Raw genomic sequence first — 23,249 nt, 5'->3', positions numbered from 1 at the left:
ATCGCAGCCGGCCTGCGCCACAACGCTCGCGACGCACGGCGCCCGCTCGCTCTCCTGGGGCTCGCGTGATCACGAACCGGACATCATGCGACTACGCCGAAGCCCTGCTCCCTACGGCGCCACCTACACCCCCGAGAAGCCCTTCGCGGTGCAGCCCGCGCACAACATCGACGGAGCCATGTGGGTCACCGTCACCAACACGTCGGGCAAGAGCTGGGCGGCCAACTGGCGCTGGGGCAGAAGGCGGAAGGCACCTATTCATGGGCGGACGGTGAGGGGTTCAAGCACTTTGGCGGCTATGCTCCTGACGCATGGCAGGGCCCAGTGGAGAACGCGATCCGGGACTCGTCGGTGACGCTTCACGTAAATCTCCGCGGCTTGGGCAACTTCACTGAATCGGCGAAGGCCGGGCTCCAGCCAGGAGCGTACGCCACTGATATGGAGATGGGCTGGATCGCCAGAGCTGTCGGTAATGGCGAACGGTCATGGTCCTCCATTGACTTCTATCGACCGAACGCGAAGGGGGCTCTTGAAAGAGTCGATGTCGCGGAACCAGATTGGGCGAGCTTCGGTAGGCTCCGGCCCTTCATATCGGATGCAGGGAAGTTCTGTGGCTGCTAGCAAAACGAACCGAAGGGGGGTTCACGAGCATGGATTCGCTTGACCCTGGTCTCTACCCAGACCTCTTCGCTGCGGGCGGCCTCGTCTCGGCGATGGAGCTAGCGTCGGCAAAGAAAGATCTCGACCTGGGGCGGCTCTACAGTCACTACGCATCGGGACCTGGCCTGCTAGCCACGGCTGAGCTGGATTCGAGTCGCGGAAGGGCTTCTATTCAGCTCGGTAGCCAAAGCAGGACCTTCTACGTAGCAATCCAGGGGCAGGGATTCACATGGGCTGAGGGTGCCACTGATGATCTAGGCGATCTGATTGAGGCATTGGCTGCATGGCGGGATGGCATTTCGGTGGATGACTTCACTGAAAGGTTCCCATTCATGATGCCGGGGCGGCTAGCGAGAGCCCACGAGTCGGGAGACTCGGTACCCGCTCAGTGGAATTGGTTGCGGACTGCTGAGGAGTTCTCCGAGGAGCGCCCGCTAGTGGAAGCGGCCTACGCAGATGGTCGGTTCGGCTATTCCTTCCCAACTCTCAGCCATGGAACGCTACGGCTTAGATCGGTGCGCCGAGAGCAAGGGGCCCAGGAAGTGAGCATTACTCCACTTTCTGGAGGTTCCTACCGTGTGGAGAATCCTCGATTGCTCGACCCGACGGTCGTAGATTCTTTGAGGGAGGCTCTTACTGTGGCTTCTGAAGCTCTCGCGAGTAACGAATGACACGTTCACTTCAGTCAAGAAGGGCGTCCCGCTTGCGCGGGCCGCCGCGCGTCGGCGGCCGGTGGCCGCCGCCCGCTCCTGTCTGCCGCCCCGCTGGCGACGCCCGCCGGCCACTCGGCGCGCAGTGGCAGGCAAGCGAGCCGACTACGATCCCGGAAGCAACCGCAGCGACGCCGCCAGGCCGCTCCGCCGAACGCCGCACAGCACCACGTCAGGCTGCGGCAACCGAAGGCCGCGATCGATCGTCGTCGGCGTGGGTCACAGGTGAAGCCACAGATCGAGCAGCCCATCCCGCTGCCGAGCGGCCAGGCCGGAGCGGGGCGGATGCTGTGACGGAAGGAAGAGGCGTGGTTGAGGCCGGTGCGGGGTTGCTGGAAGCACACGTGGCGGGTGATCTGTCGGCGCACCCGCCGTCGTGGCTGACTTTCTGTGGCTGAGCTTGAAGGAGCGACAGGGATCAGGCGACCAGCGACGGTGGTGCGATCGTCCGTGCTCGGTCGTACAGGTCGAGCGCCGTTGCGTTCTTCAGATGAGGGCGCAAGAGACCGAACATCGCCTTCACGCGCTCGTCGGCGCGGCCGGACTGCACCTTGGGGTAGTCGTCGAGAGCCTGACGCAGGCCGCTTCCAGGTGGCCGAGTTCCAACTGCCGCTCTGCCAACAGTCCGCGACGGTGTACTCGTGTGCGCTGGTACGCGCTGGGGCATCGCCTTGCGTACGTCCTCGGGTGCGTCGGCACGCAGGTAGGAGGCCACGGTGTTGCCCATGAACGAGGCCGCCATGGGGCGTGCGTGACGGCCGCCGAACTCGTCGTCCAGTTCCCAGACACGCTCGGTCATGGCGACGACCATGTCCACTTCGTTCATGCCGATGCGGGTCGTGCGGCCGGACCGAATGGCATCGGCACGCCCGACCACATCAGGCCAGCCGGGAATGGTGACGGCCACGGAGAACAGGCCGGCACCCAGGACACTGCGGCGGGACGGGTCCATATCCAGCCTCCCCAGGTCGATCACCCCTTCCACGGTATCCGCAGCCGCGGAGGAGCGATCGCGTGGAACCGGCAGCCCGGCCTCGGCATGGGTGACGGGGCGGCTGAGGCGGCGGGAGAGAGCTTCGAGGATGCATCCGCGCACCGCGCCGCGAGGGACGGTGCCCCCGAGCCAGTGACTCACCGCCGACTCGTCAGCCCGGACTCGTGTGCGAAGCGGATAGCGCTCTGGGGAACCTGGACCTGCTTTACTGGAAGGCCCCGGGCGCACGGTACTTCTGCGGTGTCGATTCCGACGGGGACGGTTGGCGGTACCATTTCGGCGAATTTGGCGAGTTCGATGGAAATTCCAAAGTCACGTTGCGGGTGCAGCGGGAACCCTGACGCGGCGGCATGGGAATCCACCCTGAATGGCACAACGCGCAGCGAGACAGCCAAAACGCTGGGCAGGGCGGCCTTGAGGGCCCACTGCTCGTCGAAGACTCGGAGCACTCGGCCGTCCTGCCCTCGCAGAGCAAGCCAAAACTAGGGGGTGGCCGTGACCGACTCCCTCGGCCCGTTCACTCTGCCAGGTCTCCGGCCCCGTCATGACCCCCAGGGAACCGTGACGAACCCCTCCGCCCGGGCGCTCGCCAGGCCGATCCGCGGGATGTCGCTGCTCCGTGCGAACAGCAGGTAGCGCGGTTCCCACACCGGGCGGTACTTCGCGTTCGCCCGGTACAGGGACTCGATCTGCCACCAGCGGGAGAAGAAGGTCAGGATCGCGTGCCAGAGGCGGAGGACCGGGCCGGCGCCGAGGCGGGAGCCGCGTTCGAAGACCGCGCGGAACATCGCGAAGTTCAGGGAGACCCGGTCCACCTTCAACGCGGCGGCTCTGAGCAGGAGTTCCACGACCATGAACTCCATCAGGCCGTTCTCGGAGTCGCGGTCGCGGCGCATCAGGTCAAGGGAGAGGCCCTGTTCGCCCCAGGGGACGAAGCTGAGGAGGGCGCGGGGCACGTCGTCGGCGTCCCGGCACTCCAGCATCACGCAGCGGCCGTCCGCCGGGTCGCCGAGGCGGCCCAGGGCCATTGAGAAGCCGCGTTCCGTGGTGCCGTCACGCCAGTGGTCCGCCCGGTCGATGAGCGTCGCCATCTCCTCGGGCGGGATGTCCTCGTGGCGGCGGACGCGGACCGTGTAGCCGGCTCGGCGGACGCGGTTGTGGGCCTGGCGGACCACCCGCATCGCACGGCCTTCGAGGGTGAAGTCGGCGATGTCCACGATCGCCTCGTCGCCCAGTTCCAGGGCGTCCAGGCCATGGCGGGCGTAAATGGTCCCCGCCTCCTCGCTCGCGCCCATGACCGCGGGCGTCCACGCGTGTTGCCGCGCTTCCGTCAGCCACGCGTCGATCGCGCCGGGCCACGCCTCCGGGTCGCCGATCGGGTCGCCGGAGGCCAGACTGACGCCGCCCACGACCCGGTACGTGACCGCCGCCTTGCCGGTGGGCGAGAAGATCGCCGCCTTGTCGCGGCGCAGGGCGAAGTAGCCGAGGGAGTCGCGGGCGCCGTGCTTGTCCAGCAGGCACCGCAGCTTCGACTCGTCCTCCGCGCTGAGCAGGCGGCGGCCCCGTGGGGAGCGGAAGAGGGCGTACAGGACCAGGCAGAAGGCCGCCGCGAGGAGGATGTTGATGATGATGTCGGTCCAGCGGGGGGCGTGAACCGCGGTGACATGGTCGGCGAGCGGGCCGACGCTGACGCCTCTCAGGAGCGTGTAGGCGATCTCGTCGAAGAGCGTGGCGCCCGGGAACCTGTTCGTCGCGTGGACCAGGAGCGTGCCCAGGACGCCCGTGACGGCGACGCCGCCCACGCCCACCGCCAGCGCCAGCCTCGGGTTCGACGGGTCGCCCACCGCGTTGAACTCCCGGCGGCTGATCAGCAACGCGGCCACGAAGAGGCCGGTGAGGGCGGCCGAGACCCAGTTGAAGACGTGGGCGCGGTACTCGTGCTGGGTGAGGGCGAGGACGTAGAGGGCGAAGAGGGGGGTGGACAGCAGTACGTTGACCACCCACGCCGCTCGCTTGCGGCGGCGCATCACCAGGACGAAGAAGATCGCCAGGGCGGCCGAGACCAGGCCCGCCGTGGCCAGGTACGGCGTGAAGAACTGGCCGGAGTGGTGCGCGTGATGCCGGTGGAGGTGGAGGGTGATGCGGCCGTTGTTGTGTTCGTCGACCTCCTGGCGGAACGGGAGCGACATCACCGCCACTATGTTCAGCACGGCGATCAGGCGCAGGTACCAGACGGTGGCGTCGGCGGCCCGTCTGCGCAGTGCCCCGCCGGACGCGGCGGCGGCGCGGCGGTCGGAGGACGCCCGCGCGGGGATCAGGGTCGACAGCTGTGGGGGCATGGGGGCCGGTCACCTTGGGGACGGGGAATGACGACGGAGGGGCTGACCCTACGGTCAGTAGGGTAACTGTGCGGGCCCGGGAGAGGAGCCTGCCGCGGTACGGAAAACGGTGTGAAACGGGGGCGTGGCCCTTACGGGAAACCGGCGCTCGGCTTACGGACACTCCCGCTCGGCCCGCCATCGGGCCACCAGCACCCACGCCAGGTTCCCGATCGCCGCCCCCGCCGCGACCGCCGCGACGATCACCCCGCCCGTCGCCAGCCCGTCGCTGAACAGGTGCGGGCGCCGGTCGAGGCTGTGCAGGCCGAAGCCGGACAGCTCGTACACGCCCACGGCGGCGATCAGCAGGCTCGCCACCAGCACCGCCACCGTGGGGGTGAGGTTGCGCCGTGCCTCCTGTGTGTCCGTGCCCTGCATGAGTACCCCCGATGAGCTGACGAGCCGCCGTGGCCGTTGGGGAACCTACAATACGTAGGGTCTGGATAACGTCAGGACGTGCGTATTTACATCAGCGTGGACATGGAAGGCATCACCGGGCTCGTCGACCGGGACGATGTGCAGCCCGACGGCCGGGACTACGAACGCGGCCGGTCGATGATGGCAGAGGATGTGAACGCCGCCGTACGCGGGGCGGTCGCCGCCGGGGCGACGGAGGTTCTCGTCAACGACGCCCACGGTCCCATGCGGAACCTGCTCCCCGAGGCCCTGCACCCCGCCGCCCGCCTGGTGCGCGGCAAGCCGAAGCGGATGAGCATGCTGGAGGGGCTCACCGACGGGCACGACGCCGCGATATGTGTCGGCTATCACGCCAGGGCCGGTGCCCTCGGTGTCCTCAGTCACAGCTTTATGGGCCACGAGATCGAGGACATCTGGCTGGACGGGAGGCCGGCCGGTGAGATCGGCCTCGCGCACGCCACCGCCGCCGCGCTCGGCGTCCCCGTCGTAGCCCTCACGGGTGACGACGCGGCGTGCGCCGAGATGACGGCATGGGACGAATCGGTCGCCACCGTCGCGGTGAAGTACGCCCGGGACCGGTTCGCCGCCGAGCTGCGTCCGGCCGAGGAGGCCCGCCGGGCGATCGAGGAGACCGTCGCCGAGGCCCTCTCGCCCGCGCCGAAGCGGCCCGCCGCACCCGAGGGGGAGTCGGTCCTCGTCGTCCGCTGGCAGTCCGCCTCGGTCCCCGCCGTCCTCCTCGGCATCCCGGGCGTCACGGCAACGGACAGCCGTACCGTCCAGGCCCGTGGTCCACTGCCCGCGCTCTACCGGCAGTTCGGCGTCTGGATGCGGGTGGCCGCCTCGCTCACCAACCAACCCCCGTACTGCTGAGCCGGCTCAGCCGAACCGGCCCGCCACGTAGTCCGCCGTCCGCTGGTCCTGCGGGGAGTTGAAGACGGCCTCCGTGGCGCCGTGCTCGACGATGCCGCCCGGGGTGCCCTGCTCGGCCAGGAAGAACGCGCACTGCTGGGAGACACGCGCCGCCTGCTGCATGTTGTGGGTGACGATCACGATGGTGACCTGGCCGGCCAGGTCCTTGATGGTCTCCTCCACACGGCGGGTGGAGGTGGGGTCCAGGGCCGAGCACGGCTCGTCCATCAACAGCACCCGGGGGCGGACCGCCAGCGCCCGCGCGATGCACAGTCGCTGCTGCTGGCCGCCGGAGAGCGCGCCGCCCGGCTGGCGGAGCCGGTCGCGGACCTCCTTCCACAGGCCCGCGCGGGTCAGGGACTCCTCGACCAGCTCGTCCTTCTCCCGGCGGTTCACCTTCGTGCCGGTCAGCTTCAGGCCGGCCACCACGTTGTCGTAGATCGACATCGCCGGGAACGGGTTCGGCTTCTGGAAGACCATGCCGATCCTGCGGCGGGCGTCGGTCAGACGCCACGACGGGTTGTAGATGTCCTCGCCCTCGAAGAGCACCTCACCGCCGAACTGCGCCGAGGGGATCATCTCGTGCATCCGGTTGAGGGTGCGCAGGAACGTCGACTTGCCGCAGCCGGACGGCCCGATGAGCGCGGTGACCTCGCCCGCGGGCATGGTCAGCGACACCCGGCTGAGCACCTGGTGGGAGCCGAACCAGGCGGAGACGGCACGGGCTTCGAGGGTGGCGGGGGCGGGGCCGTCCGCCACCGGGGCGGCGGGCAGCACGGCGGTGTCGGTCGTCGCGGTATTGGTCGCGGCGGTGTCGGTCGCGGCAGTTTCGGTCGTCGCGGTCTCGGTCATCTCATTCACCTGGTTCACAGCAGATTCGGCAGCAGTTCGGTGGTCCGTGTCGCGACCTGGAGGCCGAGCACCGCGACGACCGGGGCGAAGACGATCCACGTCTGGTGGCGGCCCCAGCGGTGCCAGGTCCAGACGGCGGCCACGGCGGTGAGCAGCAGCGCCTGCAGCCACATCACCAGCGGCCACGGCACCCCGGAGGGGCGGGCGAGGGGTTCCTCGGAGCCCGGCAGGGTGCCGGCGCGGATCACGGCCGAGGGGGTCTGGAACGGCTCGGAGACCAGGTCGGCGTCGACGCGCAGGATGCCCGAGGGCATGAACTTCGGTCCGGTCGCCGTGATCAGCACCAGCCGGCTCTTGCCGGCGGCGAGCGCGGCCGGTGCCGGGTCCCCGGCCCGTCGTACGTCGATGACCAGGTACTTCGCCTTGCCCTGGCCGGTGACCACGGTGAACGTGTCGCCTGTGGTCAGCTGGGACAGTTTGCCGAACGGGCCGCCGTACGCCGCCGCCCGGCCCATCAGCACGCTGGTGCCGGCCTGGCCGGGCATCGGGGTGTCCCGGCGGTGCCCGGGGCCGTCGGTCAGCACGGAGGAGTCGGTGCCCTCCAGGACGACCTGGCTCAGACCCAGCTTGGGAATGTCGATGAGCGCGAGCGGTGTGCCGGGTGCCAGCAGCTTGCCGTCCTGGCCGGTCTGGGCCACCGGCGCGGTGCCGAGGGCGAGTTCCTCACGCAGCTGGTCGAAGTCGGCGTGCTGCGCGGAGTGCTGCTGGGCGCCACTGACCACCAGCAGCTGCACGGTGATGCCGAGCAGCAGGGCGGCGAGGCTGAGCAGTCCGCCGCGCGAGAGGTGGCGGACGAAGGTGCGGCTGCGGACGGGCCTGCGCGGCACGGCCGCAGCCAGAGCTTTCGGTGTCGGTACGGCGACGGTCACGGGGCCCGCCTCCTTCGGAAGATGTGTGCGGGGCCGCCGGGAGCCACCAGGCTCCCGGCGGGCCCGTCAGACGGTCACTTGGAGGTGATGGTGAAGTTGGCGCCGGTCTTCGAGTTCACGGTCGAGGAGCCGACGTAGAAGGCGTGCAGGGTGTGCTTGCCCTTGGCGAGCTTCGGGAGGGTGATGGTGACCTTGCCGCCGCTCAGGGTGCCGGTCGCGATGACCTTGGCGCCCTGGTAGATGCGGACGGTGCCGGTCGGGGTGGTGCCGGTCGCGGTGACCTTGACGGCGACCTTGGCGTGGGCGGTGTGGTTCACCGACGTCGGCGCCGAGACGGAGACGGTCGGCGACGCCTTGGTGATCTTCAGGGAGACGGTCGTGGACGAAGCGTTCAGGCTGGAGCTGCCCGCGTAGAAGACCGACAGGGAGTGCGTGGCGACCTTGAGGTGGTTCGACAGGCCGATGGTGACCTTGCCGGACGCGTCCAGGGTGCCGGTGCCGACGACCGCGGTGCCGTCCTTGACGGTGACCTTGCCGGTCGGCTTGACGCTGTGCGAGCCGGCGACGGTGACGGCGACCTTCGGGGTCTTGCCGTAGGCGGTGGTGGCGGTGGTGGCCGTGGTGGTGCTGGCGTACTTGACGGCACCGGTCCAGGTGGCCGCGGCGCCGGCGCCGTTGACGTTGTTGGCGGTGACCGTGGCGGTGTAGGTGCCGCTGGCCAGGCCGGTGAAGGAGTACGACGTGGTGGTGGTCGCGACGTCCTTCGTGGCGACGACCCCGCCGTCCGTGTCGGTCAGCGTGATCCGGTAGTCGGTCACCGGCATGGCCGGGACGATGCTGCTCGGGTTCCAGCTGAGCTTGAGGCTCGCGTCGCCGACCGTGGACTTCAGGGTGGGCGCGTTCGGCACCGAGTGGTCGAAGGTGCCGCCCTCCTCCAGGCCGCCGAGCTTGGCGTGCTTGGCGACGGAGATGGAGCCGTTGTAGGACTCGTTGACGAAGCCGAACTTGGCGATGACCGACTCGGCGGAGTCCGACGCCAGCTGCGCCGTGTGGCTGCCGCTGGTGACGAAGACGTCGTACAGGTCCTTGTCGTAGAAGATGCTGGTCGGGTCGATCGCCCGGCTCGGCACGACGTTGTAGACGTCACGGCCGAACGTCGAGTTCTCGTAGTAGGCGTAGACCGGAGCCAGCCTGCCGTTCACCGTGGTGACCGGGCTGGTGGCGCCGTCGTCGCCGGGCAGCTGCACGGAGGCCAGGTGACCGCCGGCCGCGGCCGCCGTCTTGCTGTAGTCGGGGGAGACGCCGTTGTTCTGGGCGATCCAGGAACCGACGGAGAACGGGACGAGTGCGCCGTCCTCGGTGAGGGCCGCGTTGGCCTGGTTCTCCTGGACGACGCCGATGCTCGCAGGGACGTCGCTGTCGGCCACGCCGATCGCGTTCAGGAAGAACTTGCGGGTGCTGGAGTTCTGCTGCGGGATCTTCGGGTGCACGGTCTGGCCGTTCACCTCGGTCAGGTGGCCGATGTAGATGTCGTGCAGCTGCTTCACGGTCAGGGTGTCCAGGCCCGCGCCCCTGACGGCGACGCCGACCGCGTCACGCGCCATCGGGATGTAGGTGAGCGCGGTGCCGGAGCCGGACGGACCGCCGGAGGAGCGGGCGAAGTCGACCTGGCCCTTGACCGATGCACCGGTACTGTCCAGGTCGCCGGTCAGCGACTCGCTCAGGGCGGTGCGGCCGGCGCCGGAGCCGTTCGGGCGCAGGAAGGTGGTGCCGCCGGTGCGGGTGGTGATCTTCGTGCCGGTGGCGCCGGTGCCGGGCTGGATCGCGTCGTACGAGGCGATGCCCGCGCCGTTCACCGACTTCACGGCGGTGGCGGTGTAGCTGGTGGTGTTGACGGTGTCGCCGGCCAGGGCGTTGAGCACGTCCTGGGTGGTGTCCGAGCCCACGCCGACCAGCTGGCGGAAGGCACCGGCGTCGGGGTCGGCGACGGCCGGGCTGGCGAGGGCGATGCCGCCGGCCACCACGGCCGCGGCGACGAACGCCGCCTGAGAGCGCAGTCTGCGCATCGAGAGTCTCCTGACGAGAGCTAGCTAGCTGGGTGTTGCCGAAGGGATCTGACAGGGTGGTACGGGCCGTCCGCCCCGACTGCCTTTCGGGGCGGGCGGCCGTCTGTGGGGAGCGCGCGAGGCGCTCGGGTGCTACGGGAGCAGTCGGCGCAGTCGCCGTGACAGCTCCGGTAGTTCGGGTACGACGGTCACGGTCCGCCCGCCGGGCAGCGGGAGGCGCAGGGGCAGCCGCAGCCGGTTGCCGCCAGCGAAGGGCGCGCCGACTCCGGCGACCGCGCCGAGCGCGGCCCCGACCGGGACGGCGTACCGCAGCGGGTTGGCCGGGTCGGCCGGGGTGTTGCCGGCGGCGGTGGTCTCCAGCGCCTTGCCGCCGTCGAAGGACGCCTTGGGGCTCGGCATGGCGCTGGAACCGCCGGCCGGCGTGCCCGTGCCGGCGCCGCCGGTGGTGCCGCCGGCGACCGCGTCGGTGCCGGAAGGGGCGCCGCCCGAGGTGTCGGTGCCGCCGCCGTCGGCCGAGCCGCCGCCGGTGGAGGTCGGGCCGGTGTAGTCGACGAGTGCGTCGGCCGCCTTGACGGTCTGGGCGCGCAGCTTCTTGGAGAGCGGGGCGTACCCGTCGGGCAGCTTGCCCGGGTCGGCGCCCGGCGTCTGGCCGGTGGCGGAGGCGTAGCGCAGCAGTGCCGCGTAGTCCAGGCGGGCGGCCTTGCTCACCTTGCCGGGCCGGACCGCCGCGTACACCAGCTCGGCCAGCGGGTAGGCGTCCTTCGCCGTAACGTTCGCCGGGGTGATCTCGGCGACGCCGGAGCCGGTGGCGGTCGCGGCGGCCGCGGTCAGGCCGGCCGTGGTCGGGGCCACGTACTTGCCCGCGGAGTTCTTCAGCTCGGCCGTCTGGAGGCCGTAGCGGGCGGCCGAGGCGGTGTCAGTGATGGTGATGACGAAGCGCGAACCGACGATCTGCGGGCCGGAGGTCTTGTACGTGGGCGGGGTGGCCAGTGCGTCCCACGTGGACTTCCACAGGACGTCCGCGCGGCGGGCGTGCAGGGCGCCGGCGTGCATGTCCCCCACATAGGGGTGGAAGTCGATCATGCACTGCTTGTTCGTGGACGGTGCGTCCGAGCCGGGCGGGACCGTGCACCACGGGTCGCTCTTCGGGTACTCGTCGGTGTTCGACGGGTCGAAGGCGATGCCGAGCGGGTTCAGATCCGCGTTGGTGCTGTAGTACGGATTGACCCGCATGCCGTCGTCGTCGGGGACACCGGCGAGGAACCGCCGGGCGTCCTTGTCGGCGTAGATCCACTGCCAGATCGCGCGGGCGGTGTCGGAGTGGCCGAGCGAGGTCAGCAGGTCGGTGTCGGTGGCCGGGGTCTCGGCGATCGACAGGTACGCGAACTCCGGGTTCAGCGCCAGGAACTCCGGGTCCGTGGCGAGCCCGGACGGGTTCTTCCGCGCCCAGCCGTATCCCTTGGCCGCCGTGCCGCTGATGACCGAACCCCAGGTGGAGCTGCGGTACGACTCGGTGAGCAGCTTGGCGACCAGGCGGGGGTTCAGCTTGATGGACTCGACCTTGGTGCCGTCGAGTTTCTGTTCGGACTTGGGTGCGTCGGACGAGGATCTGCGTTCGATCGTGAACCCGATGACCGCTCCGGAGAGCGCGACCGGCGCGTACGTGGTCGTACCCGACGGTGCCGGCGCGGCCGGATCCGCCCCCAGTTTCCGGGTGGTGAACGCGAGTCCGGAGGAACCGTCCGCGATCAGCCGGGACCGGGTGTCCGGCTCGCCGAGTTCGGTGTAGCTGTACACCTTGCCGACCGAGCAGAGCTGGGCCTGCCAGCTGGTCATCGCGTCCGCCGCCAGCTCGCTGCCGGTGGTGGGGCGTTCGTCGGCGCCGAGGGCGCAGTTGTTGCCGACGCTGTTGAAGTCCAGCTTGACCGCGATCCGGTTCTTCCAGTTGGTGGAGGAGACCGGGGAGCCCGCGTTGACCTGGCTCTTGTCCGCGTACGGCTTGCCGTCCAGGTCCAGGTGGCCCTGCGGGACGATCACCAGCCAGCAGGAGCGGGGCTTGGTCACGCCGTTGGTGGTGACGGGGACACCACAGCCCAGGTGGGGTGCCTCGTTGGCGGTCTGGACCTCGAAGAACTCCTTGCCGGTGCCGCTGGCGCCGGTGCGGGCGAAGTCGATCTCGTTGGTGGTGTTGTAGCTGTAGAAGGCGTTGTTCTGGGTGTTCGTGGTGATCGTGGTGCCGTCGACCGACTTGAAGGGGACCTCGCCGCCGGCGTTCGGGTTGGCGGCGCCGTACCGGTTGTCCTGGCCGTAGTTGGTGGGGTCGGCGTTGTAGAACACCTGCCGGGTGTCGTCCTGGCCGTTGCCGGGCCAGCTGGTGCGACCGGTGGTCGGCGAGGCACCGTACTGGCACTGGGTCCGCGCCGGACCGGGATTCGACGGGACCGTCCCGTCGTCGTCGCCCCAGCACTGCATGATCTGCACGAAGTCCGTGTTGAACTGGGTGCCCGCGAAGGTGGTCGGCGTACCGCCGGTCCAGCTGACCGTGACGGCCTGGCTGGTGAGGTGGCTGGTCTGGCTGACCGTGAACTTCATGTCCTTGAACTCACCGCGCCCCGAGACCGTCACCGCGCTGTCGGTGGCCGCGCTGGCGGTGGGGGCGGCCTGGGCCACGGCGAGACCGGCGAGGGCGCCGACTGTGGCGCCGGCGAGGAGCCGGACGAGAACGTTTTTGATCCGCCGTCTCATCGTGAACTCCCGTCACCTGAACGGCCGTTGCCCTTGCTGCCGACCAGCCGGGAGACCAGCGAGGGCAGCAGGAGCAGGCCGAAGACCAGGACCGCGGCGAGCAGCATCAGCGTCTGGGTGCCGGTCCAGCCGTGCGCGGTGGCCACGGTGACCGGCTGGGCGAGGGCGACGGTGCCACCGGCGGTCGTACCGGCGCTGGAGCCGGTGCCGCCGGAGCCGGTGCCGTCCGGGGAGAGGGTCTGGCCGGTGTCGGGGTCGACGGAGGGCGTGGCACTGCTTCCTCCGGAGGAGCCGCCGCTGTCGGCGCCCGTGCCGGTCGCGCCGCCGGAGCTGGTGCCGGCGTTGCCGCCGGAGGTGCTGCCGCTGTTGTTGCCGGAGCCGGCCTTGGTGCCGCCGGTGCCCGTGGTGCAGGGCGCGGCGCCCTTCTTGTCACAGGCGGCCGGATAGGGCGCGGTCTGCGCCAGCCTGTTCTGGCCGCTGGTGGTGAAGGTCGGGTTGTTGCAGTTCTTGATGTTGATGTTCTGCGTCTTCACACCCGGGATCCGGCGGATCTGGTCGAAGCCGGCCTGGACGAGGTTGATCGGCAGTGGCGAGTAGCCGAGTTTTGGAGCCTGTTGCTGCCCTTGGCACATGAAGTAGTAGGAGAAGGCGCCGAGTGTCTTGCCCTTGTCCTTGGTGAAGGTGCCCTGCACCTTCAGCGGCAGGATCATGTACGAGTAGCTGGACAGAGGGTAGTTGCGCCTGTCGGAGTCGTTGTAGACGCCGTCGAGCTGCTGGGTGAGGTAGTCCGACGAGTTCTTGTTGGTGTTGATCTTCGCCTTGAGGAGCGAGACCGCCACGTTCTGCGGGGTGGGCTCGGTGTAGTAGCCCGCGTGGTTCAGGACCTTGGCGACCGGGTAGTGCGCGTTGAGCGCGTACGAGTAGTTGACGTACCCGATCGCGCCCTCGCCGTAGTTCTGGGCGACGTAACCGGCGACACCGAGGTCACCGGACTGGGCGATCATGCCGGAGACGGTCGGGTAGTACGACGTCTGCCCGCACGCTCCCGAGCGGCCGACCCTGGCGCAGTAGGCGTTCCACAGCGACTTGTGCTGGTTCGCCATCCACATCGTGAACTGGGCGGTCGAGCCGGAGCCGTCGGAGCGGACCACCGGGACGATCGTGCGGTGCGGGAGCTGGAGGCCGGGGTTGTCGGCCTTGATGACCGGGTCGTCCCAGGTCTTGATGGCCCCGGTGAAGATCTTGGTGACCACGTCCCCGGAGAGGCGGAGGTTGGTGACCCGCTTGCCGTTGACGGTGAGGTGGTACATGAAGACGGTGCCGCCGGCGACGATCGGCATGTAGGCGTAGGAGCCGCTCGCGGGGCGTTCGGCGGCGCTGCCGTCGGTGGGGTTCGTCTGGAACGGGATGTCGGAGACGGCGAAGTCGACGGTGCCGGAGAGGAACTGGCGGCGGCCGTCCGACGAACCGGTGCCGGCGTAGCTGATCCGCATGCCGTACTGGTTGACCGCGCGACGCCATTCGTCGACGGCGTTCTCGGCCCAGGTGGAGCCGGCGCCGGCGATGGGCGTGTAACTGTCGGCGACGGCGGCGGGGGTACCGGCGAGGGTGCCGATGATGCCGAGCAGTGCGGCCAGGATGCCCAGCCGTCTTAGGGCGTTGATGACTTGGCTGGACATCAGTTTGCGTCTCCTGTGGTGCCGCTGAGATCGGATTCGTCGTCGGGTGCGGGTGCGTGGGGGCTGGTCGCGACGTTCCCCGCGCCCCCAGGAAGGGAGTCGCTGTCACCGGTGTTGAAGAGCTGGAGCCCCGGTGCCCGCAGTTCGGCGTATCTCGAAGCATCCCGGCGGGATGCTCGGGCCGCCCTTCTCGCCTGCCGCTTGTTCTGGTGGCCGGGGCCGCGGCCACCGATCACCCGGGCGATCGCGAAGAGCACCAGGACCAGCGCCATCAGGACCGCCGCCGAGCCGAAGCCGCGGGCGATCATCGTCGGCTCGGGGGACTTGACGAAGTTGAAGACGGCCAGAGGGAGGGAGACCATCGGGCCTTGGGTCGGGTCGGCGTTGAGCGCCGCCGTGAAGCCCGCTGTGAGCAGGACCGGGGAGGTCTCGCCGATGCCCCGGGCCGTGCCGAGGATGACGGCGGTGGCGAGGCCCGAGCGGGCGGTGGGCAGGACCACGTGCCACACCGTCCGCCAGCGCGGGGCGCCGAGGGCTTCCGACGCCTCCGTCAGCGTGCCCGGCACCAGGCGCAGCACCACGTCCGCCGCGCGGATCACGATCGGCAGCATCATCACGCTGATCGCGAAGCCCGCCGCCAGGCCCGACTTCTGCATGCCGAGGCCGAGGATCCAGACCGCGTACACCATCAGGCCGGCCACGATCGACGGCAGCGCGGTCATCGCCTCGACGATCGTCCGGACGAACCGGGAGAAGCGGCCGCGGATCTGGTTGAGGTACACCGCACAGGCCAGGCCCAGCGGGACCGTGATCGCCAGCGCGATGGTGATCATGATGAGCGTGCCGAGCATGGCGTGCGCGATGCCGCCGTGGGTCAGCGGGTCGAGGGGGCCCGCCGCCTGCATGTCCTGGGTGAAGAAGTTGCCGTGCGGCAGGGCCTCCCGGCCGCGCCAGGCGGTGAAACCGACGACCATCGTGAGCGCGCAGAACATCAGCCCGCCCGCGGTCCACAGGACGATGGTCATCACCCGGTCCCGTACGGCCTGCCCGTCCTCCTCAAGGCCTGTCAACACCGCGTAGATACCAAGGAATGAAAGGTAGGCGGTGACGAAGAACCCCAGTGCCCCGGAGAACGGGGCGAGTTCACCGAAGAGCAGGACGGCGGTGCACAGCCCGGAGGCGGCGGCGCCGAGCAGCGACAGCACCCCGGAGCGGGTGAGCCCGCCGATCCGGCGCGGTATGTCCGGGAGTTCGGCGACGATGTCGTTCGCGGTGCCGTCCGCGGGGACGTCCCGGGGGGCGTCCTGCGGGACGTTCTTCTCAAGGTCTACGACGGTCATCGTCACGCCTCGCTCTGCGCGCCGGACCGTGACCGGGCCACGATCGAGGAGGCGGTGAAGTTGACCGCCAGGGTGAGCAGGAACAGCGCCAGGCCCGCGGCCATCAGCGCCGACATGCCGAAGGTGGAGGCATCGCCGTAGTGCAGGGCGATGAGGGAGGAGACCGAGTTGGAGCCGGTCTGCAGGATGTGCGGCTGGATGGCGAAGACCGGGGAGATGATCAGGTAGACCGCGATGGTCTCGCCGAGCGCCCGGCCGAGGCCCAGCATGGTGCCGCCGATGATCCCGCCCATGCCGTACGGCAGTACGACCGAGCGGATCATGCCCCAGCGGGTGGCGCCGAGCGCGTAGGCGCCCTCGCGTTCACCGGCCGGCGCCTGAGCGAAGACCTCGCGCATCACCGAGCACTGGATCGGCGCGACCATCAGGGCGACGACGATTCCGGCCACGAAGGTGGAGGCGGTGTAGACGCTCTGCGAGGCGAGAGGTTCCCCCGGCTGGGTGCCGTCGACGTGCAGGAACGGGATCCACCCGAACCAGTCCGACAGCCAGCGGGACAACCCGATCACATGCTGCTGGAGGAAGAACAGCCCCCACAGGCCGTAGACCACGGACGGTACGGCGGCCATCAGGTCCACCATCGTGACGAGCGTGCGGCGCAGTGGCCGGGGCGCTACGTCCGAGATGAACAGGGCGGTGCCGAGGGCCAGCGGCACGCTGATGGTGACGGCGACGGCGGCGATGAGCAGCGTGCCGGTGAGCACGGCCGCGATGCCGAACCTGTGCACGTCCGGTTGCCACTCGGCGGTCGTGAGGAAGGCCCACACGCCTCTGGCCCGGAGCGCCTGCCCGGCCCGGAGCAGCAGGAACAGCCCTACGGCGGCCATGATGGCGAGGACGATGCCACCCGTGGCCGTCAACTGGTACCGGAACATCCGGTCCCCGAGCCCTCGGGCGGCGGACAGCCGCCTGGGCACGGGTCTTTCGGATTCCGCCCCGGCGGAACCCTCGATCGCGGACACCACTGTGCCCCCCTATACGGAAACGGTTCTCCCCTACACGGCCCCGTATGGGGTGCCGCGCGGGGAGAGTCAATGGCCGGTTCCTTGCGCACCAACGCGTCGTACGTGGAGAGCAGGTGAACTATTCATGCCATTTGGGTGGGGGAGGTGTGGGTGCCTGTGAGCAGGTGCGAAGTGGTCTGTGAGCGGGGTGAGTTCGGCCAGGGGCCGGGCGCGGAGGCTGCGGCCGGGTGACGGGTGAACCAAGGCACGTGCTGGATCAATGAGTTGAGCCGCGGTCCGGGCGCAGGAGTCCGGCCACGGGCGGGGAGCGAGTTGAGCCAGGAGCCGGGCGAGCTGGTTCGTCCAAGAGCGGGGCCGCTCATGGTTGGGCCGGTCGTGGTCGGTTCGGTGGTGGGCCCGCTCGTGGTCGCGGGTCGGGTGCGGCTGGTTCGGGCGTGGTCGGGTCGGGTGCGGCTGGTTCGGGCGCGGGTCGCGCGAGGTCGGTTCGGTGGTCGGCCCGGCGAGGCCGGTTCGGTGGTGCGGCCGTGGTCGGGCCGTGTGGGTCGGCCGTCTTCCCGGTTCAGTCGCGGCTTGCGCCGTCGAGGGCGCGCCTGACGGCCTGCTCGTTCTGGCCGAGCAGCGCCTTCTCCATGCTGTGGTCGTCATGCCGGGAGAACCGTTCACCCTCGGCGACGTCCTCCTTGCTCAGTACACGTCCGCACCACTCGCCCTGGTCGCCGATGTGGTCGTCGAGGGCACGGCCCCGCCCTCGCCGAGGACCACCCAGGCGCCCTCGCGCCATCGCACGGCGAGCAGATAGGTGTGGCCGACCTGGAGCCGGGGCGCGTCGGTGGCCATCTGCGCGACGCGGGTGCCGCTGGACCGGTAGACCTCCCAGCCGGGGGCGACCACGTCGAAGTCCGACCCGATGGCGTGCCGCGGTGAGGTGCGGGACCACAGCCGGCTGTCGGTGCGGAAACTCACCAGCCGGTCCATCGCATACGCGATCGCCCCCTTGCCGTAGTTCCGCCGGTTGGTCTCCTGCTCCCGGGTCGGGCTGGCGACGACGACATGGTCGGCGTACGAGACCCAGTCCTTCGCGGTCTGCGACGGATAGAAGTCCCCCGACATCCCGCACCCCGCCACCGACTCCAGCCCCGGTCTGCCGACCAGCACCCCGGCAACGACCCCGACGGCGGCCAGAACAGCGGCGACGGGCCGCGTCGGCACACGCCGAGGCATGACTGATCGTTCCCCCATGATGAAGACGCCCCCCAGTGCGTGAAACAAGTCCCTGCGGAGTCGGACCCGGTCAAGATCCGTAAACCGCGGTGATCACCCTAGGCACGATCCGACGAAAGTGAACAAGGATCACCTCGGGCCCGGCACGGAACTGTGACGCAGGCGCCACGAAACAGGCGTGTCGCACGCAACCCCGGTGCAGGGGCCGGGCCGGCCGGGTATAGCGTCGCGCAGTGGGTCTGGCCTGACCCGTTTCGTCCCGGACCGAAGGACCCAAGGAGGGTGAGCGGGATGGCCGAGCTGACCGCGGGCCGGCTGCTGACGTCGTGGCAGCTGGACGTATCGGCGCTGCTGCTGGTCGTGGTTCTGGGCGGGCTGTACGGCTGGGGCGTGCTGTGGCTACGCGCCAAGGGCGAGCCCTGGTCACCGGTCCGCACCGCCGCCTTCGTGTTCCTGGGCCTGGGCGCGCTGGTGGTGGCGACGATGTCGGCCCTCGCCGTCTACGACCATGTGCTGTTCTGGCCGGCTGCCGTCCAGAACATCCTGCTCGACCTCGTCGCGCCCCTCGGCCTGGCGCTGGGCGACCCGCTCCGGCTCGCGGCGGAGGCGCTGCCGGAGCCGGCGGCGGCACGGCTCCGCCGCACGATGACCGGCCGCGTGATCCGCCTCCTGACGTTCCCCCTGGTCAGTACGGCGCTGGTGCTCACCACCGAGCTGACCATCTACTTCACCCCGTACTTCGGTACCGCGCTGCGGGTGGGCTGGCTGCACGAGCTGATGTATCTGCACCTGCTGGCGGCGGGCTGTCTGTTCGTCGTACCGGTGCTGACCCGGGAGGAGACGCTCCCCGCCTGGTGCACCCACCCGGTCCGGGCGGCCCTGGTCTTCCTGGACGGTGTGATCGACGCGATCCCTGGCGTGGTCGTCATGACGCACGGCACGCTGATCGCCGGCGCCTGGTATCTGCACCACCATCCGTCCTGGTCCCCGGACGTCCGGCACGACCAGCAGATCGGCGGCGGCGCGATGCTGAGCATCGCCGAGCTGGTCGCGGTGCCGTTCCTGCTGACGATCCTGTTCCAGTGGGCGCGGGCGGAACGGGTGCAGACGGCGGCGCTGGACCGCCACCTCGACGAGCAGCTGGCCGCCATGATCCCCGCCCCCGGCCCCACCCCGTCTGCACCGTCTGCCCCGCCCGCCGACCGGGTCCGCCCCTGGTGGGAGACGGAGAAGAACGAGGTGGCCGCCAGAATCCGCCGCCAGCACGGCGAGCACGGCGAGGAGTGACCGCGGTGCGAGTGACTCTGATGCAGGAGTGACACCGAAGGCGCCCGGAACTGCAACCCCGGTTGGGGAAAACGCGTCCAACTGACGTGGCTCAGTTGCTCGATGAAATGGACGCGATGGAACGCCTCCGGGCTCGCCGGATCGCGGGGCGGGCTCCCGGGAGTCCCCATGCCGATGTCCGGGAGCGACTTGTCCCGCCGTTTCCGGAACCGTCCCCCCGGCTGTGGGCGCTTGTCGGGCTCGCGCCCGCGGCGGTGGGCCGCGTCGCGAGGGTGATGGACTGGCTGGGGCCGGTGCTGGTCGCCGTGCTGGCGGGGGCGATCCGGTTCTGGCGGCTCGGCCGGCCGCGGGAGGTCGTCTTCGACGAGACCTACTACGCCAAGGACGCCTGGTCGCTGCTGCACCTCGGCTACGAGGGCACCTGGCCGGACCGTAAGATCGCCGACCCGCAGATACTCGCGCACCCGCAGGTGATCCCGCTCTCCGACGCCGGGTCCTTCGTCGCGCACCCGCCGGCGGGCAAGATGGTGATCGCTCTCGGCGAGGGGCTGTTCGGCCTCACCCCGTTCGGCTGGCGCTTCATGACGGCGCTCCTGGGCACCGTCTCGGTGCTGATGCTGTGCCGCATCGGACGCCGGCTGTTCCGGTCCACCTTCCTGGGCTGCCTGGCCGGCGCACTGCTGGCGGTGGACGGCCTGCACGTCGTGATGAGCCGTACCGCGCTGCTGGACCTCGTGGTGATGGTCTTCGCCCTGGCGGCGTTCGGATGCCTGCTTATCGACCGGGACCACGCGCGTGCCCGGCTCGCGGCGGCCCTCCCGATCGGCGCGGACGGCCGGATACGACCGGACGGCGACACCGGTGACCGTACAGGGACGGGATGGCGGCCCTGGCGGCTCGCGGCGGGTCTCTTCCTGGGCCTGGCGGCGTCGACCAAATGGAACGGCCTGTACTTCCTGGCCTTCTTCATGGTCCTGACCATGCTGTGGGACGTCGGCGCGCGCCGGGTGACCGGGGCGCGCCACCCGTACCGCGCGGTGCTGCGCAGGGACCTCGGCCCGTCGCTGCTCTCCCTCGCACCGGTCGCCGTCGTGACGTATCTGGTGACCTGGACCGGCTGGTTCCTGTCCGACGACGGCTGGGGACGCCACTGGGCGGACGGACGCGGCGGCACCTGGTCGTGGATCCCGGCCCCGCTGCGCAGCCTGTGGCACTACGAGTACCTGGTGTACCAGTTCAACGTGGGGCTGCACACTCCCCACAAGTACCAGTCCAATCCCTGGAGTTGGCTGGTCCTCGGCCGCCCCGTGCTGTTCTCCTACGACTCGCCGCAACCCGGTGAGGACGGCTGTCACACGGGCTCCGCGTGCACCCGGACGGTCCTCGCCCTGGGCACCCCGCTCCTGTGGTGGGCCGCGTGCTGCGCCCTGGTCTATCTGCTCTACCGCTGGGCCCTGCGCCGCGACTGGCGGGCCGGCGCCGTCCTGTGCGCGGTGGGCGCCGGCTATCTGCCGTGGTTCCTGTACCAGGACCGTACGGTCTTCTCCTTCTACGCGGTCGTCTTCGTGCCGTACCTGTGCCTGGCCGTGACGATGATGATCGGAGCCATGCTGGGGCCGCCGGGCGCGACGGAGCGGCGCCGGCAGACGGGCGCGGTGGCCGCGGGCGTACTGGTCCTGCTCATCGCCTGGAACTTCATCTACTTCTTCCCCATCTACACCGGGCAGACCATTCCGTACTCCGGCTGGCAGGCCAGGATGTGGCTCGACAGCTGGATCTGAGAGCGGGAGGTCGAACGGCCCGGGCGCTACGGTGCGGCCGGCCTGCTCGCCCCGCTCCCTCAGCGGGCCGTTGCGGCGAGTCGCCGTAGGGCGGCGCGGGCCGGCGGGCCCCAGGTTGGCTTGCCGCCGGGGAGGCCGTGGACGCCGGCGTTGCCGATGAGGATGCCGCCGAGTGCCTGCCGCACGGCCCAGCCGCCGGCCCGGCGCAGGGTCGCGGCGTCCGGGGCCGGCCGGTAGGCGTCGAGGAAGCGGTCGGCGGCGCCGTCCGGCAGCAGGGGCGAGGCCCGAAGGCCCCATCTCCTCGGCGACGTCACGATCGACCGGCGGTCAGCACGTCGGCAAGTTCCCGCAGGTCCCGGGCGCTGTAGCTGGGCCGGGTCATCGTCTGCGGGTACAGGCAGGCGCCGCGCCGCAGCCAGGCGCCGGCCAACCCGGCGCGCCGGGCTCCGTCGATGTCCCAGGGGTGCACGGCCACCAGTACGGCCTGGTCGGGCCGCACGCCGGCTCGCTCGACGGCGTGGTGGTAGGCGGCCGGGGCGGGTTTCCAGCAGCGGGGGCCCCGGACGTCCCACAGGGCCTCGAAGCGGTCCAGCACTCCGGCCCTGTCCAGCAGCCGCTCGGTCAGGTCTGCGCTGCCGTTGGTCATCGCCGTCAGCCGGTAGCCCGCATCGCTCAACTTGCGCACCCCGTCGGGCACATCAGGATGCACGTCCAGCTCGCCGAAGGCGTCCAGCACATGCTGGACGGCGCCCTCCTCGTCTCCCGACCAGTCGTCCAGCTGGGAGAGCACCGCCCGCATGCCGTCCTGAGCGACGTCCGCGAAGTCCGCGTACCCACCGGCAGCCGTCAGCGCGAACCCGTCCCGCAGCACCCCGGCGAACCAGCCCGGCATCAGATACCCGGGTACACCGATCTCCTCGAAGCGTTTGCCCAGCGAGCCGAGATCGCTGAGCGTCTCATTGACGTCGAAGACGATGACCTGGTGCTGCCGCTCGTCGGACATGCTCTCCTCCGCTTCACTCTCTCGATGCCGTATCCGTCCCACCCGGGTACGGCATACAGAGGTAGCCGTACGCAGATGTCAGACACGACGTCCATCAAGCTGCGAGTACCCGCCCGGCGTCCGATTCTCGGCCGCGGTGGTGTTCCAGCGTGCGGGCCGGGTCCGCACGGCAGTTGAGAGCCGGATCCCCCGGCGAAACCCCTGTGCCCTCAATGGCCGCCTGCCGGCCTCTCCCGGCACTGAAAAGGGGGGGAGAGGCGGGGTACTGACCTGGGGTTTCTCGGCGAATGTACGTTGACCTGCGGAAACTTGGCCCAACCGGCTTTCCCGGTGGCCTCGCGAGGTCGGCTGTCGGCCGACGAGGAACGTGATCGCCGGTTCGCTTGTCAGCTGGCGAACAAGCCCCCTACCTGCGGCTCTCCGCCGGTAGGGGGCTCGTCGTCGTGGTCGTCGGCCGGCGGCACGGTCGCCGACCGGGCGATCAGAAGGAGAGGGTGACGCCGACCTGGTGGTACTGACCGACGGCGCCCAGGGCGGCGTCCTTGGCCGCGTCGAGCTGAGCCAGGACGTCCGAGCTGGTGATCGCCGTGGGACCGGCGACGATGCCGACCTGCGGGCTCAGGCCGCCGGAGACGGTGTCGAGCTCGGCGTCGGCGATCTCAAGGGTCTGAACCTGGGGAGCGGAGTTCATGAGGAAACTGCCCTTCGCATGGATGTTTCGGGAAGCGGATCCGTTGGGGACAAACGGCGGACCGCGACCGCAGGCATACGCCATCCGTTTCCGGACGCGATGGCGCGAACCCTGCAGCGCGAGGGATCAAATCACGGAGTGCGGCGGGCATCCAGTCGATCGGTGCCCACGGCAGGGCAGTTGAACGCTCCGGCTACTCATCCGTGTCGTTGTGCACACTGATTGGGGGCAGCTTCTCCACATGAGGCGCGGCACAGCAGGCTGACAGGTATTGACGCAGCGGATCCGAACACGGCAACTCCGCCCCGACAGGGCCGTGGCGTCGCAGTTGCGCATTCGCTGTGCAGATTCGGTCACCGGCGCTCGGGCAGGTGCCTCGACCAGGAAGACGACACGCCGCCGGGCGAGCACCGGTGGACGCCGACCTCCCGGATCTCGTCGGTGACGAAGCGGAAGACCTCCTCGTCAGGCCCGGTCCACGCGAAGCCGCCGTCCGGCTCGACGACGTAGCCGTCGAGCGAGACGCCCATCGAATGGTTCACCCTGCGCATCAGAAGCCCTC

General features: G+C 69.9%; 17 protein-coding genes and 2 pseudogenes. 4 read left to right on the top strand and 15 right to left on the bottom strand.

Annotation, left to right across the window (positions count from 1 at the left end; genetic code table 11):
• Positions 1-650: 650 nt before the first annotated feature.
• Positions 651-1,331, top strand: a complete 681-nt coding sequence (locus tag ACZ7OO_RS35090) for a DUF6193 family natural product biosynthesis protein (protein ID WP_471511182.1) — start codon at positions 651-653, stop codon at positions 1,329-1,331.
• 457 nt (positions 1,332-1,788) lie between these two features.
• On the opposite strand, the gene ACZ7OO_RS35085 is transcribed toward ACZ7OO_RS35090, so the two are convergent.
• From ACZ7OO_RS35085 to ACZ7OO_RS35075, 3 genes are all read right to left on the bottom strand, one after another.
• Positions 1,789-2,346, bottom strand: coding sequence for a hypothetical protein (locus ACZ7OO_RS35085; protein ID WP_471511180.1), 558 nt, complete (start codon positions 2,344-2,346; stop codon positions 1,789-1,791).
• A 560-nt stretch (positions 2,347-2,906) separates the two neighbouring features.
• Complete coding sequence (locus tag ACZ7OO_RS35080) at positions 2,907-4,703, bottom strand: phosphatidylglycerol lysyltransferase domain-containing protein (RefSeq protein WP_471511178.1); 1,797 nt, start codon at positions 4,701-4,703, stop codon at positions 2,907-2,909.
• Positions 4,704-4,856: 153 nt separating this feature from the next.
• The gene (locus tag ACZ7OO_RS35075; RefSeq protein ID WP_471511176.1) at positions 4,857-5,120 is read right to left on the bottom strand and encodes a hypothetical protein; all 264 of its coding nucleotides are present in this window, start codon (positions 5,118-5,120) and stop codon (positions 4,857-4,859) included.
• A gap of 78 nt (positions 5,121-5,198) precedes the next feature.
• Between ACZ7OO_RS35075 and ACZ7OO_RS35070 the strand changes: the two genes are divergently transcribed.
• Positions 5,199-6,029 carry a M55 family metallopeptidase gene (locus ACZ7OO_RS35070; RefSeq protein WP_471511174.1) on the top strand — a complete coding sequence of 277 codons (831 nt, stop codon included), beginning with the start codon at positions 5,199-5,201 and terminating at the stop codon, positions 6,027-6,029.
• Positions 6,030-6,035: 6 nt separating this feature from the next.
• On the opposite strand, the gene pstB is transcribed toward ACZ7OO_RS35070, so the two are convergent.
• The 8 genes from pstB to ACZ7OO_RS35030 form a co-directional block, all read right to left on the bottom strand.
• On the bottom strand, positions 6,036-6,920 hold the full coding sequence (gene pstB / locus ACZ7OO_RS35065) for a phosphate ABC transporter ATP-binding protein PstB (protein ID WP_471511172.1): 885 nt from the start codon (positions 6,918-6,920) through the stop codon (positions 6,036-6,038).
• A 14-nt stretch (positions 6,921-6,934) separates the two neighbouring features.
• The gene (locus tag ACZ7OO_RS35060) at positions 6,935-7,849 is read right to left on the bottom strand and encodes a sortase (protein WP_471511170.1); all 915 of its coding nucleotides are present in this window, start codon (positions 7,847-7,849) and stop codon (positions 6,935-6,937) included.
• A 74-nt stretch (positions 7,850-7,923) separates the two neighbouring features.
• Positions 7,924-9,915: an Ig-like domain repeat protein gene (locus tag ACZ7OO_RS35055; protein ID WP_471511168.1), complete on the bottom strand. Its 1,992-nt coding sequence runs from the start codon at positions 9,913-9,915 to the stop codon at positions 7,924-7,926.
• Positions 9,916-10,047: 132 nt separating this feature from the next.
• Positions 10,048-12,660: a hypothetical protein gene (locus ACZ7OO_RS35050; protein WP_471511166.1), complete on the bottom strand. Its 2,613-nt coding sequence runs from the start codon at positions 12,658-12,660 to the stop codon at positions 10,048-10,050.
• On the bottom strand, positions 12,657-14,339 hold the full coding sequence (gene pstS / locus ACZ7OO_RS35045) for a phosphate ABC transporter substrate-binding protein PstS (RefSeq protein WP_471511164.1): 1,683 nt from the start codon (positions 14,337-14,339) through the stop codon (positions 12,657-12,659). The genes ACZ7OO_RS35050 and pstS overlap by 4 nt, the downstream gene beginning before the upstream one ends.
• Entirely contained in the window at positions 14,339-15,679 is a 1,341-nt protein-coding gene (gene pstA / locus ACZ7OO_RS35040; RefSeq protein ID WP_471511162.1) for a phosphate ABC transporter permease PstA, read from the bottom strand. The genes pstS and pstA overlap by 1 nt, the downstream gene beginning before the upstream one ends.
• 2 nt (positions 15,680-15,681) lie before the next feature.
• Complete coding sequence (gene pstC / locus ACZ7OO_RS35035) at positions 15,682-16,656, bottom strand: phosphate ABC transporter permease subunit PstC (RefSeq protein ID WP_352225021.1); 975 nt, start codon at positions 16,654-16,656, stop codon at positions 15,682-15,684.
• Between the two features lie 732 nt (positions 16,657-17,388).
• A complete protein-coding gene (locus ACZ7OO_RS35030) occupies positions 17,389-17,913 on the bottom strand; it encodes a hypothetical protein (protein ID WP_471511160.1) in 525 nt (174 codons plus the stop codon).
• Between the two features lie 303 nt (positions 17,914-18,216).
• On the opposite strand from ACZ7OO_RS35030, the gene ACZ7OO_RS35025 reads away from it, so the two are divergent.
• Together ACZ7OO_RS35025 and ACZ7OO_RS35020 are read left to right on the top strand one after the other, a co-directional pair.
• Positions 18,217-19,212 carry a cytochrome c oxidase assembly protein gene (locus ACZ7OO_RS35025; RefSeq protein WP_471511158.1) on the top strand — a complete coding sequence of 332 codons (996 nt, stop codon included), beginning with the start codon at positions 18,217-18,219 and terminating at the stop codon, positions 19,210-19,212.
• 116 nt (positions 19,213-19,328) lie between these two features.
• On the top strand, positions 19,329-20,993 hold the full coding sequence (locus ACZ7OO_RS35020; RefSeq protein WP_471511156.1) for a dolichyl-phosphate-mannose--protein mannosyltransferase: 1,665 nt from the start codon (positions 19,329-19,331) through the stop codon (positions 20,991-20,993).
• A gap of 59 nt (positions 20,994-21,052) precedes the next feature.
• Here the strand turns inward: ACZ7OO_RS35020 and ACZ7OO_RS35015 are convergent.
• The 4 genes and pseudogenes from ACZ7OO_RS35015 to ACZ7OO_RS35000 all read right to left on the bottom strand — a co-directional run.
• Positions 21,053-21,268: pseudogene (locus ACZ7OO_RS35015) on the bottom strand (phosphotransferase); the annotation flags it as partial.
• Positions 21,269-21,303: 35 nt separating this feature from the next.
• Entirely contained in the window at positions 21,304-21,996 is a 693-nt protein-coding gene (locus ACZ7OO_RS35010) for a haloacid dehalogenase type II (protein WP_471511154.1), read from the bottom strand.
• A 481-nt stretch (positions 21,997-22,477) separates the two neighbouring features.
• A complete protein-coding gene (locus tag ACZ7OO_RS35005; protein ID WP_471511152.1) occupies positions 22,478-22,687 on the bottom strand; it encodes a hypothetical protein in 210 nt (69 codons plus the stop codon).
• A 413-nt stretch (positions 22,688-23,100) separates the two neighbouring features.
• Positions 23,101-23,238, bottom strand: a pseudogene (locus ACZ7OO_RS35000) (dihydrofolate reductase family protein); the annotation flags it as partial.
• Positions 23,239-23,249 lie beyond the last annotated feature (11 nt).

It is taken from the genome of Streptomyces sp. NPDC111744 (genome assembly GCF_055634995.1).
This window is presented reverse-complemented; position numbering and strand designations above follow the sequence as displayed.